Below are 15,276 nucleotides of genomic sequence, written 5' to 3' on the forward strand. Positions count from 1 at the left end.
GCCCAGAGATCCGACACGCTGCAAAACGGGAAAAATGAATGAAAATCGCAACTGCTGCTTACAACCTGAATTGGCTCGACAGTTGGGCGCAATATGAAGACAAAGTTGAGGCGTGGGTTTCCGAAGCCGTAAGTCATGGTTCCAATATTCTCGTGTTCCCCGAGTATGGTGCGATGGAGTTGTCGACACTCGATGGCCCCAAGGTGGCAGGTGATCTTGAACGTTCTATTCACGCCGTTTCCGACCGGATGGAAGATGTACAAGACATACATTCCCGCTTGGCGACGACGTACAATGCATACATTCTGGGTGCGTCAGCCCCGGTGATCGACGGATCAGGCCGTCCAGTGAACCGCGCAGTCCTCTACGCTCCTGATGGTCGCCGCGACCATCAGGACAAGCAGATCATGACACGGTTTGAGCGCGAGGTCTGGGACATCGCCCCAGGTGGTCCGTTGAAACTGTTCGATACCGCATTGGGTAAAATCGGCGTTCTCATCTGCTATGACAGTGAGTTCCCGCTCTTGGGTCGCGCGCTGAGCGAGGCCGATCTGATCCTCGTTCCATCCTGTACCGAAGCCCTGTCCGGTTATTGGCGCGTGCGGATTGGCGCCATGTCCCGCGCTCTTGAGAATCAATGCGTTACGGTAATGTCATCATTGGTTGGCGGCAATGAATGGTCTGAAGCGGTAGACATGAATACCGGTATGGGCGGCGTGTTTGGCCCGCCCGATATCGGGTTCCCGCCGACGGGTGTGCTTGCCGAAGGCACTCTGAATACAGCCGGCTGGACCTATGCCGAGGTCGACCTGTCCGCAATCGCAAACGTCCGTGCGGACGGTCGTGTGTTGAACCGCACACATTGGGCCGAGCAAGATGCCCGAGTCGATTCAGTCACAATATCACCTCTTTAGGTGACTTCGCCCTTGAAATAAGGCCGGAATAGGCTCATTTAAGCGCACGAACTGCAGATTCTGCAGGTGCAACGTAATGATGGAGACAACATGGCCAAGGAAGATACGCTCGAATTTCCCGGTGTCGTGAAGGAACTCCTGCCTAATGCGACGTTTCGGGTCGAGCTGGAAAACGGCCATGAGATCATCGCACATACGGCAGGCAAGATGCGCAAGAACCGCATCCGTGTTCTGGCCGGCGACAAAGTTCAGGTCGAGATGACCCCTTATGATCTGACCAAGGGTCGGATCAATTATCGCTTCAAGTAACGCCTAGCACATGGCGTTTATCCTCGGATCGGGCAGCCCAAGGCGGCTGGACCTGCTGGCGCAGCTTGGCGTTCAGCCCGATGCGATCCGTGCGCCGGATATCGATGAAACGCCGCTGAAAGGCGAGCTGCCAGCCCCCTATTGCGGCCGCATCACACGGCAAAAAGTTCAGGCCGTCCAGGCAGATAGTGATGATATCACCCTATGCGCCGACACAACGGTCGCACTGGGCCGCCGTATTCTTGGCAAACCCGAAGATGCAGGACAGGCTGCCGAATTTCTGCACGCACTGTCCGGCCGACGCCATCGGGTGATCACCTCGGTCGCGGTGCGGCGCGGCGACAAAATTCTCCAGCGCGACGTGGTTTCTCAGGTCAAGGTGAAGCGGCTGTCAGATACCGAAATCAATGCCTATCTTGCGACGGATGACTGGCAGGGCAAGGCCGGAGCCTATGCAATTCAGGGCCCTGCTGGTGCTTTCATCCCATGGATTTCAGGCTCGTTCACCGGTATCGTCGGCCTGCCTTTGTCCGAAACTGCCGCACTGCTGCAGGGCATGGGCTATCCCCTATATCGCGAGGCATCATGAAGGGCCGTACCATCATTCTGGATCACATTCAGGGACACGAAGCTGCAGCCCTGATGGTAGATGGCATCCTCGACGATTTCCTTATCGCCGCAGATGCCCCGGCACCCGGCACAATCTACCGCGCCCGTGCGGATCGCCCGGTCAAAGGTCAGGGTGGAATGTTTCTGACCACTCCCGATGGCCCCGCGTTTCTGAGACAAGTCAAAGGGTTGCCCCCCAGCGCACTGCTTTTGGTGCAGGTGACTGGATATGCCGAGCCCGGCAAAGCCATCCCCGTCACGAACCGCATCCTGTTCAAAAGCCGCTATGCAATCGTGACGCCCGACGCGCCCGGCCTGAACATCTCGCGCCGTATTCGGGATGAAGATGTGCGCGACCAACTGCTCGAAATTGCTCATGAACAGATGGGCGACTGCCCGCATGGCCTGATCTTACGCTCCTGCTGCCAAGGAGCCGAGGCCGAAGAGATCGCCGAGGATATCTCGGCCATGCTTGCGCTGGCCGAGCAGGTGCTAAGTGACTCAGGCACAGAACCCGAATTGCTCAGTGAGGGCGATGGCCCACATATCCTGGCCTGGCGCGATTGGACGGATCCGGCTGAGGTCGTGACCGCATCTGGTGGTTTCGAAGACCACGGCGTGCTGGACGCGCTTGACACCGCACAGGGTATTTCCGAAGCGCTGCCCGGTGGGGGACACCTCTATATCCAACCGACCCGCGCCCTGGTTGCGGTTGATGTAAACACCGGCGCCGACACGTCTCTGGCCGCTGGGACCAAGGCCAACTTCGCCTGCGCCAAAACCCTGCCGCGCGCCCTGCGCGTGCGCGGATTGGGAGGTCAAATCACCCTGGACCTGGCACCGATGCCCAAGAAAGACCGAAGAGGTTTCGAATCTGCCTTACGGTCGGCGTTCAAATCTGATCCAGATGAGACGATCTTGGCCGGTTGGACACCGCTGGGCCATTTCGAACTTCAGCGCAAACGTGGTCGTATCCCATTGACGGAGATCCTGAAATGAGCTGCCCGATCTGCGGAGAAAACACGCTGCAAGCCTTTCGCCCATTCTGCTCGAAACGCTGCGCGGATATCGATTTGGCAAAGTGGCTGAACGGCTCCTATGCGGTGCCATCACAACGTGAAGAAGACGCCGAGTCGACTTCGGAACCAACCGAAAGCCCCACGCCCCGCCCGCATTGAAAAAATGTCAAAAAGCCTCTGGACACTGCCTGTGGCAAGTCATAGAAGGCCTCCACCCAATGGCAAACGCCATTCCCGTGCCCGGGTAGCTCAGGGGTAGAGCAGTGGATTGAAAATCCTCGTGTCGGTGGTTCGATTCCGCCCCCGGGCACCATTTATACTTTCAGCAGCATCCAGCACTGTCCGATATTTTCGGTAACGCCATGATTTTGCTGCATTCTGAGTCCAGCGTCGTTCAGGTGATTCCGGGGGCAGCCAGACGATCTGGGGGTATTTCCGGGGGTATTTTCAAAACCACATTAATTCGATTCCTGTTCCCATGCCGTTGACCGATACAGCCATCCGAAACACCGCAAGCCGCGAAAAACCTTACAAAATATTCGATGGGGGTGGTCTGCACCTGCTGATCAATCCCGGCGGGTCCAGGCTCTGGCGGCTCAAGTACCGGTTTGGGGGTAGAGAAAAGCTCCTTTCTCTGGGTCCTTACCCGCTCGTCAGCCTCAAACTTGCACGCGAAAAACGCGATGCGGCGAAGTTGCTTTTGCTGGAAGATAAAGACCCGGGAGAGGAGCGGAAACTGGCACGGATTGAGGCCGAACGGGAACGTGCAGTGACCTTTGGCGTCGTGGCCCGGGAGTATGTTTCAAAGCTCGAAAAAGAAGGGCGGGCGCCTGCTACTCTGAAGAAGCTGAACTGGCTCATCAGTCAGACTGAGCCGATGCTTTCAGAACGCCCCGTTGCGCAGATAGAGACCCCGGATGTTCTGCGCCTGCTGCGGCAGGTTGAGAGCAAAGGAACCTATGAAACAACCAGCCGGCTCAGGAGCACGATCGGGTCAGTGTTCCGCTATGCAATTGCGACCGGGCGCGCGCATAAGGATCCGACAGAGGCACTTAAAGGCGCGCTTATCCGTCCGCAGGTGCGTTCCAGATCAGCGATACTTGATCCGAAAGAACTTGGCCTGCTTCTGAACAGGATCGATGCTTTCTCGGGTCAGCCTGCGACAAAACATGCGCTGCATCTGCTTGCCCTTCTGGCCCCGCGCCCCGGAGAGCTCAGACTGGCGACATGGGATGAATTTGAGTGTCAGGAGGCGACATGGCGTGTCCCGGCGGAACGAATGAAAATGCGCCGCCCACACCGTGTTCCGTTGCCGCAGCAGGCGCTGGATCAGCTGAAAGAGTTGCACCGGCATACGGGAACAAGTGATTATCTTTTTCCCTCCGCGCGTTCCTGGAAGAAACCCATGTCGGAAAACACTCTGAACGCTGCACTCCGACGGATGGGGTACTCGTCCGATCAGATAACCGCACATGGGTTCAGAGCAACGTTCAGCACCTTCGCAAACGAGAGCGGTCTTTGGGCTGCAGACGCGGTTGAACGCGCTCTGGCCCATGTTGAGGGCAACGACGTGCGCCGCGCCTATGTTCGGGGAGAACACTGGGAAGAGCGTATACGGATGGCGGATTGGTGGGCTCAAAAACTCGATCAGCTTCGAACTGATGCAGAGGGGCAGTGACGTGGTTCTGATTGCAGATCTGATTACGGCCGATAACTGGATCACAGGCGAGGCTTTTGAGCGCATTCTGGAAAAGACCTGTCAAGTCGTCAGGAATCGTCGCCGATCGCCAAGAGAAGTTTCCCCCGCTTGGTTTGACCCGAATGTCCTAGGATGGGCGCGTCAGGCCCTAAACGAAACCATAGCAATTTCTCTGCAGGGGCAATTCAGACAAGCATTAGGGCTGGATGAGAGTAAATTCGTTGCGGACGCTGCGGCTGCACTCAGGTACTTCGATGTAATCGACAGGTGCAACAAGCTCGGCTTTGAGTACAACACCGCTGATTACGAACTCAGACAGCAACTCGAAGAGACGATTGCAAGGCATGAACGTGTAGAAGATGCAACAGGACGACTTCCGCGTCAGTGGTGGGAGGCGAGTTTTTATCCGGAGATACTTGGTCTGTATGCGGCTTTGTTTCGGGAAAAACCTACGGCGACGTTCAATCGGGATTCTAACACGCTGCCCGGTGCAGCCTTCGTGTTTGTGAGAGAAATCATATACGAAGTAAAACTGTCGAGGAATGCGGGGACCCTGTTCTTTGTCTCTGAGATTGAAGGATTGGACATGGAAGAGTGGCAGTTTCATTCCGAGGAAGCACTCCGCAACAAGATAAACAGCTGGCTAAAAAACAAAGTCTCAGGCACCAGCGAGTTGAATCTGTGGGAGGAGAACTCAAAGTTCTATGAGTCCCTGCTTTGGCAAGGCTGTCAATAAACACCAAATTTCCAAAACCTTTGATCCCGGTGATTTTTTTTAGTTCGCACGTTCCTGCAGAATGATCTCCACAGCTGACCGGAGTGCCCCGGTCCTGAACGACAGGAGACAAATAATGCAGATCAGTTCCCCCGACACTAAGCAGCCCTGGAGCAACGTTGCGCCAAGCGGTAAAATGCTTCGCCCACAGGAGGTTGTGTCGCGCGTTGGGCTTTCCCGGAGCCAGATTTATCAGATGATTTCCGAAGGGCGGTTTCCGCCGTTTATAAAACTCAGTGAACGTGCGGCCGCGTTGCCAGAGTCTTGGTTGGGTGCATTCGTGGAACATTGTGCAAGGAACGCTATCGGGCAGGGGCACAAGAAATGAGCCGCATAGTCCCGATGCATCCCGATGATATGGAAAAACTGTATTTCAATACCCTCGAAGACCTTCGCTGGGCGAGGATAGTAGAATTGACCGGCAACGGCGCAGATGAGCGGAGTGCGGACCTGTTCGCGCGACTGGAAATCGAAAAAAAGAAGCAGCTCTCGAGAATTATTGGCCCTCAGCGAGCCTTGCTCTCAAATCTTGTTCACGAATTTGAAGGAAAGCGTAGTTGGTACTGTTCTGTCCGGTATGACCCACCACCCGAAGGGTTTTGGGGCAAGATGTTCGGTGGTTTTCGAAACTGAGACGTTGGCATAGAAAGGCCGGGGCCGACTTGCTTCGGCCTCTCGGTGCTTTTTCTTCAAATTGTGCTTTTGGACAATGGTGGCGGTCGAATTCGGCCACCCGATTGCGGTTCGCGTTTATGTCCGGAGAATTAGACAGGAAAGACAAATGCAGGGATCCACAGTTAGTTCTGCAGGCCGAACACGATCCGCCAATGAAAAAGCTGCGTTACAGCTTGCTGAGTCCGGATACAAAATATTCCCGTGCAACCCTAACAATAAGGCGCCGAAATACGGCGTGAAATGGAAACAGGTTGCCACTTCTGATGTGCGGCAGATTGAGGCCTGGTGGGCAAAATGGCCTGATGCACTTCCCGGACTGCCGACCGGATCAGTCAATGGAGTAGCCGTCGTCGACCTCGACGTGCGGGAGCACAAAGACGGAGTCGCAGCATATCTGGATCTTGGTCTTGATGTCGAAGACGCAGCAATGGTTGTTCGGACCGCCGGCGGCGGTAAGCATCTCTATTTCGAAAACGCGGATGATATCCGAAACTCGACGAGCAGCGCCGGTATAGATGTCCGAGGAGAGGGGGGCTATGTCATAGCTCCGGGCGCAGTCAGCAAAATCGGTTCTTATACGGTGGAAAAAGGTGACCCAAGAGTTGCTCAGCTGCTCCTGACCGCCTTCCCGCAGGCGCTCAAACGGTCTGTCAGCAGCCCTCAGAACAGTGAGTCCATTCATTATCATTATAAGCTGGCGGAGCTTGCGGAAGCGCTCTTCAGGATCCCGAATGACTTGCCGTATGCTCAGTGGGTAAGAATTCTGATGGCAGTTCATCATGCGACGGCCGGATCCAGGCCCGGGCTCAGTCTCGTACAGGCCTGGAGTGCTGACTACACCGGCTACGACTGTAAGGAAGTAGCAAGGAAGTGGCGTAGTTTCGGAAAAGCCGATGCTCCTGCTGTGACTGCTGATACGCTGTTTGCAGAAGCGAGAAACTTTGGCTGGCTGGCAGTTTCGCCAAACGATTTTGATGACGACCCGGAAGAGTTGCCAGGCATCGACTTCCTGCTTGGTGAGGAGGCTTCCAAATCAGCTGATACCGGCGGGCTGACGTTTCTCACCCCTGACCAGTGTGCTGATCTGCCCATCCGTGACTACGTTATCAAGATGTTGATCGCACCCGGGCAGATAGGATGCATTTTTGGCGAGCCAGGGGCCGGCAAGTCTCTGTTTGCTCCGCGGCTTGGCTACGCTGTTGCTCGTGGTGAGGATGTCTTTGGTTTGCGAACTAAGCAGGGGCAGGTGTTTTACATCGCTTGCGAGGATGAAGATGGTATGGCCGGACGCGTCGCGGCTCTCTGTGGTGATCTTGGCGTAACAGATCGTTTCCTACTGGTTCAGGGTTGCGGAGATCTGTTTTCCAAAGGTCAGGTGGAGGGAAAGGGCAGCCCTGACCTGGAGGTTCTGATGAAACAGGTCAGATTGGCCCGGCCTTCCCTTATTGTGATCGACACACTTGCCATGGCGATGCCCGGACTGGAGGAAAATGACGCGGCAGGTATGAACCGCGTTGTGCAGATTGGAAAACGCCTGGCACAAACCGGGACGGCGGTCATCTTTGTCCATCACGGAACCAAAGCTGAGGGCAATACACCCAGGGGGCACTCTGTATTTAACGGAGCCCTGGACTTTTCAATAATGGTCAGGTCTGCCGACCGGAACGGAATTGTGCGGGGCAAAATCCGGAAGAACCGAAACGGATCACCTGACCTCGACTTTGTGTTCAGAATCGGTTCTCGTCACCTTGGCTACGACATAGACCGCGAACCCGTGGATGCACCGATCTGTCTGCCCTGCAGCCCGGGGGATCCAGAGGACAATCCGATACTCACCTCCGCTGAGGCAGCGGCTTTCACGATTTACATGGAAATGTCGGACGGGGTTGAGCTGAACATAACTGACTGGCGAAAGGCCGCTACGGATGGTTTGACCGTATCAGGCAGTGAGAACCGCGCCAGCAGACAAAAGGCGGTATCCAGGGCTCTTTCAGGGCTTGTGAAGAAAGGGAGGATTGCTGTCGAGAACGGTTTGATGTTCGTTCCACGTATACTGGAAAACGATGATTGGGATGACATCGAAGAGGATCAGGATAGTGGAGGAGACTGAGCGGACAGAAAGACAAAGTCTGCCGATTGTCCTGTCTGTCTGCAGTTAGCCGGCCCCTCGCATGACGGACAGACAGGACACCCCCCTTTTAGGGGTGTCCCTGTTGTCAGGTCTGCGGGGCACCCACAGAACAGGTTAACGACGGAGTTATCGCTCAAAAAACGGGTCCCTTCGGTCGTGTTACGCTCACCGCGGTCAGCGCGGAGCTCGGCTTTTGAGAGTTTTTCTTCTGGCCTAAGAGACACCCGTTTGCAGGTGTTTCGCTGACATCTCCCTGGTGTCGCCTGACAGCAGTATAAGATGTCCGTGTAGGTAACGTCCCGGACCTGTTCTGAATTGCTTTAGCGTGCTATTTCTGACGGGAAGTTCGCATACGACGGCAATAGAAATGTGCTGTCGCAAAGCACAGGCAATTGGTGGCAAAAGCCTGGATCAGGTGTGCGATAACGAGAAATCCACCAAATGTGCTCATAATGTTCTTGCGGCTAGGGTAGCTCCCAGCCATAATGACAGAAAAATTCCCAGCGAAGCGAGCAGAGATGACGGACTTTGAGATCCTTCTCAGGAAGGCGGGCTATTCGGTACCCCAGGCAGCAGAACACCTCGACTATTCTGAGAGCCACATTTATCGCTGGGTCAGAGGTGAAGAAAAACCCAGGGACGGTGTCGTTCGTTTGCTGGAGTTGGAAGTCGATCGACGGAGCCCACCGAAAAACAAAGGTGGCTTCACCTTTATCGATCTGTTTGCAGGGATTGGTGGCTTGCGCAAAGCTATGGAGGGCGCAGGTGGGCGATGTGTGTTTACCTCCGAATGGGATAAATTCGCCCAACAGACCTATCTTGCGAACTTTCCCGACAACCGGCCGATCGCGGGCGATATCCGGGAGGTGGATGCAGCAGCAATCCCTGAGCATGACGTCCTGGTTGCGGGTTTCCCCTGTCAGCCTTTTTCAATTGCAGGTGTTTCAAAGAAGAATGCGCTTGGCCGGCGACACGGCTTTGATGACGAGACACAGGGCACGTTATTCTTCGACGTTCTAAGAATCCTGATGGCGCACCGCCCGGCAGCTTTCCTGTTGGAAAACGTCAAGAATCTCAGAAGCCACGATCGGGGCCGGACGTTTGAGGTGATCAAGCGCAAGTTAGAGGATGAGCTTGGGTACAAGCTTCAGACACGGGTAATTGATGCGGCACACTATGTGCCCCAGCATCGCGAGCGGATCGTAATGGTCGGGTTCAGGGAAGACGTGCCATTCTCGTTTGATGATATCGATCTGCCAAGACGGGGTCGTTTTGTAATGGGGGACATTCTTCATCCGGAGAATGGGCTGGAGGTACCGGAGCGCCACTACACGGTGGGTTCCAATGCTGTCGTCAGCGATAAATATACCCTGAGCGACAAGCTTTGGCAGTACTTGCAAAATTATGCGGCTAAGCACCGCGCAAAAGGTAACGGGTTTGGGTTTGGTTTGGTGCAGGGAGACAGCATATCCCGGACCCTATCCGCTCGCTACTACAAGGATGGCTCAGAGATACTTGTCAATCGAGGGAAGGGTCGGAATCCGAGGCGCCTGACGCCGCGGGAATGTGCCCGCCTGATGGGATACGACGAAGACTTTCGGATTCCGGTATCAGACACTCAGGCCTACAAGCAGTTCGGAAACTCTGTGGCTGTGCCGGTATTCTCAGATGTTGCGCGCCTTATGAGGCCACATATCCTGAGTTTGACAAATTATAGGGCGGAAGTGGCTATCCAAGTTGGTTGATATTCATGACATCAAAACCCGTAGCCGGAACATGGCGGCGATACGTGGGTCAGATACAAAACCGGAAATGATAATCCGCCGTGCACTTCATGCACGCGGCTTCCGTTTCCGGCTGCATAACAAAAGCCTTTCCGGAAAGCCTGACCTGACTTTACGCAAACATCGCGCGGTCATCTTTGTGAACGGGTGTTTTTGGCATGGGCATGGATGCAACCTTTTCAAGTGGCCTGGGACTCGGGAAGAGTTCTGGAGAAAAAAAATCTCTGGGAATATGGAGCGAGATCGCAAAACGTATTCAGCACTAGGTGAGGCTGGGTGGCGCATTGCGCTGGTCTGGGAATGTGCGGTTAAAGGAAAACGGCGACTGCCCCTGGAGGAAACAATGGATCGTCTGGTTCAATGGCTGCAATCGGAGAAAGAAATGTTAAGCATCAGCGGAGAGGAAACATGACGCTGATCCGATTGCGGGTATACCCTTCATAGTTGTAGCTTCGAATTGTCAATTATTTCCGCAAGGTTAGAATAACAGATGATAGATCTGACAAACCCACCTGATGCTCCTCGCCTGATACACGGCCTGCGAGACACGGGCTATGATTTCAATACCGCTGCGGCCGACATCGTGGATAACTCGATCGCAGCGCACGCTTCGAACATTAACATCGAAGTGGTGCTCACTCCTGAAGGCAGGAAGTTCGTTTACTTCGGGGATGATGGCGATGGTATGAACTTCGAAGAGCTTTATGATGCTATGCGTTATGGTGCGAAAGCACGACCGAACCTCGCCAGCCTCGGAAAGTTCGGGCTGGGTCTGAAGACAGCATCAAGCTCGGTCTGCTTGCGGTTTACAGTTATATCGAGGCGTAGTCCTGCAGACGAGCTGGCGAAGCTGACCTGGGATCTTCTCCATGTTTCTGAAGTGAACTCCTGGGATATGTTAAAGGAAGACATTACCGCGGAAGAGCATGAAGCATTTGAAGAATATTGCGGCGATACTGGTACGCTGGTGATTTGGTCGAATTGCGATCGACTGCTGCAAAGAAACTACGAAGAACCGGGGGGAGCGAAAGAGAAGGCCGCGGTGAAGCGTGTAACAGAAAATCTCGCTTCTCATCTGTCGCTGGTTCACCATCGTTTTCTGGATCCTGACGATGCAACGGTTCCGAATGTGTCGATCTTTGTAAATGGTGACAACCTCGAAGGATGGAACCCGTTTTATCCTGAAGGGTCAGAGCAGGTTCTTGGGCCAAAGCAGCAAAAACTGGAGTGCATTCTGGAAGATGGCTCCGTTGAAACAGCAATACTGAAAGCCTGGATTCTACCCCACAGCAGCGATTGCACCGACGAGCAAAAAAGAAAAATCCGGCATTCTAACAAGGGTCAGGGTTTTTACGTCTTCAGAGAAAACCGGCTGATACAAACCGGCGGGTGGCTTGGAATTCATGGCTGGAGCGCGATGGAGCCACACATGTCTTTGCTTCGGGTAGAGCTCGACTTCTCCCATGAGCTCGATGAAGCGTTCAGAGTAGATGTGAAAAAGTCTCGTATTTTGCTTGATCCTGCTCTTGAGACACGGGTCAAATCACTGATCACTCCGGTCAGAAGAGAAGCCGATGCCAGAAACCGCAGGATTTCAAAGGCGGCTACTGCAAAACGCGGGATCGACCACTCCAGTTCAAACAAGAGTGTTCAGAAAACCCCTAATGTTAAAAAACCATCAGTGGTTTCTGCAAACGTCGAAGGCGGTACCGCAGTCGTATCCAACACGTTTGGTCCGACAATCAAGTTGAAAGCTCCGGTTCAGAACGATGTAAACGCGGAGAGCGTCTACATTGAAGCAGTAGAGGATATGCACTCTGGCGGGTTGTGGGAGCCGGCACTGAGAAGTTCAACGGACAAAGACCACGTCGTCTCGGTCAGGATCAATAAGTTCCACGACTTTTATCAGAAGATTTATCTCAGGGCTAAAGACTCCGGCTACTCCGTTGAAGGTATGGACTTGCTGTTGTGGGCTCTGGCCACGGCTGAGCTGGATCACAAAAACCCAGAGCTCGAAGCTGTTTTCGAAGACTTTCGCGAAGAAGTTGCACTTAATCTGAAGCGGTTACTAAGAGAAGTGTCATTGCCGGCGGATCACGAATTGGGCGACGCGCAATCAGAACTAGATGTTTAACGACAAGGCAGAACTCGTCCGAAGAACACTGGCCGTCGGGACCGGTGCTGAAATCAGCCTAAAGTCCGACAAGTCAGGACTTCAGACATCTCTTCAGATCTGGTTTGCGGACCTGGGTCGGCGTAATGGGCCAGTTGTGTCATTGGGGCCCTCTGGCTTGCGTCGGCACCGCGTTGTGCTGAGCTTCGGATCTGCATGTGAGGCAGTTATTTTGCAGATGAATCAAGCGGATAACGAAGCCAAAAAACTTGCATTCAGCCTGACGGGAAGTATCGGATCAGAAATTGACCTCTATTTTCCGGAAGGGATGACCTCAGAGAACTGGGCGGTTGATGACATCAGCTTTTCAATTACGGCTGAGAGACGAGGGATAAACTCCGTCGTTGACGATGCGGAGGTATCTCAAACCTGCGAAGAAATTGTTGTGCCTATTTTGGCCGCGGTAGCTGAACTAATCGGATATGATGAAGTGCCCCGGGACTTTGAGCGCGGCGACGCCGAAATCTTCGAAGGTGCAGTATCTCTGAGTACCGTCAAACGAAGAGAGCGCAATCCAAGAAACCGTCTTCTGGCAATTCGTCTTCATGGGCATCGTTGCGGAATATGTGGCATGGATCCGCGAGAAACCTACGGCGAGGCAGGTGAGGTCATTGAAGTGCACCACCTTCAGCCACTGGCGAGCCTGGATAAGCCAAGTGCTTACGATCCGGTATCGGACCTGATCCCATTGTGTCCGACATGTCATCGCGTCGTGCACACACGTCGTCCGGTTCCCTGGACCCCAAGTGAGGTTTCGGAGATGATGGCCAATGAAGAAGACTGACGTATCAGCGTTTCCGAATGACTTCTTTGCTCTGAAAGAAAATCCTCCGGCCGGGTTCACTTTGTCCGAACGTGTCGGAGACCCGACGTTGCTAATTGAAAAATCGAGCATTGGCTACAAGGCTAGCCTCGAGGGCCGGCGTAAGGTGAAAGGAGAAATTGTCTCCGGACTGGCGCCTTCGCTCAAGCACAACTGGTATGTTGAAGGAAGTGCAATTCGGCCCCTACCTCACGACGTAGCAGAGACCATTGAGCGCCTTTTTTCCGGTTATGACCTCGAAGATCTTTCGTTCCCAGAAGTTCTGGCTTTGCGACGGTTTTCTCAGGAACTCATCTCAGTTGAACTCGACAATGATGTTCTCAAACCTGCTCGTGATCAGGCTGGAGAGCGTCCTGTAGATGCTTCGATCCCGGGCTTAAATGCGACGTTGTTCGGATACCAGGCCAATGGAGTAGCCTGGATGAAGGAAACGCTTTCTCACACTGGTGGGTTGATCCTTGCAGACGAAATGGGCTTGGGCAAAACAATACAGATTATTTCACTTCTGTTGCTCGACCCGCCTACAGAGACTGCACCGGCTCTAATCGTGTGTCCAACGAGCCTCATTGCAAACTGGCGCAGAGAGATCCATACATTCGCACCGGAATTGTCCGTTATGGTCCACAGGGGGGCTCATCGGGCGGGGATTTTTCGAGATCTTCAGGTGGCGCAGGTTGTGATCACTACCTATGAAACTGCGGTCAACGACATCTCAATCATCAGCGCCTTTGAGTGGGGTTGGGTGATTTGCGATGAGGCACAGGCTCTTAAGAATCCGGCATCGGCCCGAAGGAGCGAGCTGGCGTCAGTTCCGCGTAAGCGGTGTATCCCAATGACCGGAACGCCGGTTGAGAATAGCCTTTTAGATCTTTGGTCGATTGCCGACTTCGCAATACCTGGACTGCTTGGGACGCAGTCAGAATTTGAAGTGGAATTTCCGGATGGGGTGGCCGCGGCGAAGGAGCTGAAAAAAATAACTGAGCCAATAATACTGAGAAGACTTGTAGGCGACGTTGCAGGTGACTTGCCTGAGCGCGTCGACATTGATCTTCCGATAGAATTAGGTAATTCACTTGCTGCCGAGTATGAACGTATCAGGTCCGAGACACTTGAAAAATATCCGTCTGCCGGCGCTCTTGTTGCCACAGGTCAGCTTCAAATGTTTTGTGCTCATCCCTGGTTGCGGTCGCAGACGTCATTTGAAGAGCTATACGAGGAAAATGCACAGATCGACTGGGGCAGTTCCGAAGCTCTTATCACACCGAAGTTAGAGCGAACTGTCGCACTGATACAGGAGGCGTTCTCCAACGGTCGCAAAGTTCTGGTTTTCGCTTCTTACAACCGATGTGGAAACCTGATCAGGCAAGCTCTCCAACCCGCATCCGAAGTGTTCTGGTCCGCAATTAATGGCTCAACCTTGCAAGAGGATCGTCAGGTTATTGTTGACGACTACACTGCTCACGATGGCCCTGCATGCCTCATTCTGAATCCGAAAGCTGCCGGCGCAGGCTTAAACATCACTGCTGCAACTGTAGTTATACATTTTACGCAAGTTTGGAATCCCGCCTTAGAAGCTCAGGCAAGTGCCAGAGCACATAGACGAGGGCAAACCGAACCGGTGACAGTATACCGGTTATACTATGAGGACACAGTTGAAGCTGTGATGTTGGATCGCTCCAGGTGGAAGAGGGAACTGGGGAATGAAGCCATACCGATAGCAACACGGGACGAATTAGACCTGAAGCGCGCGCTGGAAATTACACCGGACAGAACAAATGACTGAAACAACATTCACCAAACAACTTACAGCTAATGACACTGGGGAGTCAGGAGCCCATCAGGCGGGTATTCACGTTCCTAAAGGAGAAAAGGAACTGATTGCATTTCTTCCCAAGTTAGACCCGAGTGTAAAGAACCCGGACGCTTGGCTCAGCTGCGTTGACGTGGATGGTAGGGAATGGTCGTTCAGGTATGTATTTTATAACAACAAGTTTCACGATCCGAAGGGAACGAGAGACGAGTACCGAATTACGCACATGACCAAGTTTTTTAAAGCTTTTGGAGCGAGTGAAGGTGATTTGTTCAAGATTTCCAGTAGGGAAGGCGAATCCAAATTTCAGATAAGTGTTATTCCAGCTGCCATAGAAGTATCGTCTAGCCAGTCAGGCAAGATCAAGCTTACGGGTTGGAACCGGGTGCATTAAACATGTCAAAATCTCTTTGAATTAATCTCGGCGTAGAATGGCTAACAACCGTGAGAGTTAGGTTTCACTGGGGTAAAAGCGACGGACTCGTTCTCGCTGCGCCCAAGATACTCCTTCTTGCTATACCAATCCAAAGCCGCAGCTAGTCATCCGTCGAAGGA

General features: G+C 53.6%; 16 protein-coding genes and 1 tRNA gene. All 17 read left to right on the forward strand.

Going from position 1 to position 15,276, the window contains the following annotated elements:
* Positions 1-38: 38 nt before the first annotated feature.
* The 17 genes from ACR0KN_RS05945 (at position 39) to ACR0KN_RS06025 (ending at position 15,115) form a co-directional block, all read left to right on the forward strand.
* Positions 39-914, forward strand: coding sequence for a carbon-nitrogen hydrolase family protein (locus tag ACR0KN_RS05945; RefSeq protein WP_480652104.1), 876 nt, complete (start codon positions 39-41; stop codon positions 912-914).
* Positions 915-1,004: 90 nt separating this feature from the next.
* Complete coding sequence (gene infA / locus ACR0KN_RS05950; RefSeq protein WP_005978431.1) at positions 1,005-1,223, forward strand: translation initiation factor IF-1; 219 nt, start codon at positions 1,005-1,007, stop codon at positions 1,221-1,223.
* Between the two features lie 10 nt (positions 1,224-1,233).
* The gene (locus ACR0KN_RS05955) at positions 1,234-1,812 is read left to right on the forward strand and encodes a Maf family protein (RefSeq protein ID WP_480652106.1); all 579 of its coding nucleotides are present in this window, start codon (positions 1,234-1,236) and stop codon (positions 1,810-1,812) included.
* Positions 1,809-2,831 carry a ribonuclease E/G gene (locus tag ACR0KN_RS05960; RefSeq protein WP_480652108.1) on the forward strand — a complete coding sequence of 341 codons (1,023 nt, stop codon included), beginning with the start codon at positions 1,809-1,811 and terminating at the stop codon, positions 2,829-2,831. The genes ACR0KN_RS05955 and ACR0KN_RS05960 overlap by 4 nt, the downstream gene beginning before the upstream one ends.
* Complete coding sequence (locus ACR0KN_RS05965) at positions 2,828-3,010, forward strand: DNA gyrase inhibitor YacG (protein ID WP_480652110.1); 183 nt, start codon at positions 2,828-2,830, stop codon at positions 3,008-3,010. The genes ACR0KN_RS05960 and ACR0KN_RS05965 overlap by 4 nt, the downstream gene beginning before the upstream one ends.
* 79 nt (positions 3,011-3,089) lie before the next feature.
* Positions 3,090-3,164, forward strand: a tRNA-Phe gene (locus ACR0KN_RS05970).
* 165 nt (positions 3,165-3,329) lie between these two features.
* Positions 3,330-4,529, forward strand: coding sequence for a tyrosine-type recombinase/integrase (locus ACR0KN_RS05975; RefSeq protein WP_480652112.1), 1,200 nt, complete (start codon positions 3,330-3,332; stop codon positions 4,527-4,529).
* 1 nt (position 4,530) lies between these two features.
* On the forward strand, positions 4,531-5,286 hold the full coding sequence (locus ACR0KN_RS05980; protein WP_480652114.1) for a hypothetical protein: 756 nt from the start codon (positions 4,531-4,533) through the stop codon (positions 5,284-5,286).
* Between the two features lie 175 nt (positions 5,287-5,461).
* Positions 5,462-5,653 (forward strand): helix-turn-helix transcriptional regulator, encoded by a 192-nt coding sequence (locus tag ACR0KN_RS05985; RefSeq protein WP_480652417.1) that lies wholly within the window; start codon positions 5,462-5,464, stop codon positions 5,651-5,653.
* Positions 5,650-5,958 (forward strand): hypothetical protein, encoded by a 309-nt coding sequence (locus ACR0KN_RS05990; protein ID WP_480652116.1) that lies wholly within the window; start codon positions 5,650-5,652, stop codon positions 5,956-5,958. Before ACR0KN_RS05985 ends, ACR0KN_RS05990 begins: the two co-directional genes overlap by 4 nt.
* Positions 5,959-6,106: 148 nt before the next feature.
* Positions 6,107-8,110 carry an AAA family ATPase gene (locus ACR0KN_RS05995; RefSeq protein ID WP_480652118.1) on the forward strand — a complete coding sequence of 668 codons (2,004 nt, stop codon included), beginning with the start codon at positions 6,107-6,109 and terminating at the stop codon, positions 8,108-8,110.
* 539 nt (positions 8,111-8,649) lie between these two features.
* The gene (gene dcm, locus ACR0KN_RS06000) at positions 8,650-9,876 is read left to right on the forward strand and encodes a DNA (cytosine-5-)-methyltransferase (protein ID WP_480652120.1); all 1,227 of its coding nucleotides are present in this window, start codon (positions 8,650-8,652) and stop codon (positions 9,874-9,876) included.
* Positions 9,869-10,327, forward strand: coding sequence for a very short patch repair endonuclease (locus ACR0KN_RS06005; RefSeq protein WP_480499527.1), 459 nt, complete (start codon positions 9,869-9,871; stop codon positions 10,325-10,327). The genes dcm and ACR0KN_RS06005 overlap by 8 nt, the downstream gene beginning before the upstream one ends.
* A gap of 78 nt (positions 10,328-10,405) precedes the next feature.
* A complete protein-coding gene (locus ACR0KN_RS06010) occupies positions 10,406-12,049 on the forward strand; it encodes an ATP-binding protein (protein WP_480652122.1) in 1,644 nt (547 codons plus the stop codon).
* Positions 12,050-12,266: 217 nt separating this feature from the next.
* Positions 12,267-12,872, forward strand: a complete 606-nt coding sequence (locus ACR0KN_RS06015; protein ID WP_480652124.1) for an HNH endonuclease — start codon at positions 12,267-12,269, stop codon at positions 12,870-12,872.
* Positions 12,859-14,694, forward strand: coding sequence for a DEAD/DEAH box helicase (locus tag ACR0KN_RS06020; RefSeq protein ID WP_480652126.1), 1,836 nt, complete (start codon positions 12,859-12,861; stop codon positions 14,692-14,694). Before ACR0KN_RS06015 ends, ACR0KN_RS06020 begins: the two co-directional genes overlap by 14 nt.
* Complete coding sequence (locus tag ACR0KN_RS06025; protein ID WP_480652127.1) at positions 14,687-15,115, forward strand: EcoRII N-terminal effector-binding domain-containing protein; 429 nt, start codon at positions 14,687-14,689, stop codon at positions 15,113-15,115. Before ACR0KN_RS06020 ends, ACR0KN_RS06025 begins: the two co-directional genes overlap by 8 nt.
* Positions 15,116-15,276 lie beyond the last annotated feature (161 nt).

The sequence above is a fragment of the Ruegeria sp. AP7 genome, from assembly GCF_056539905.1.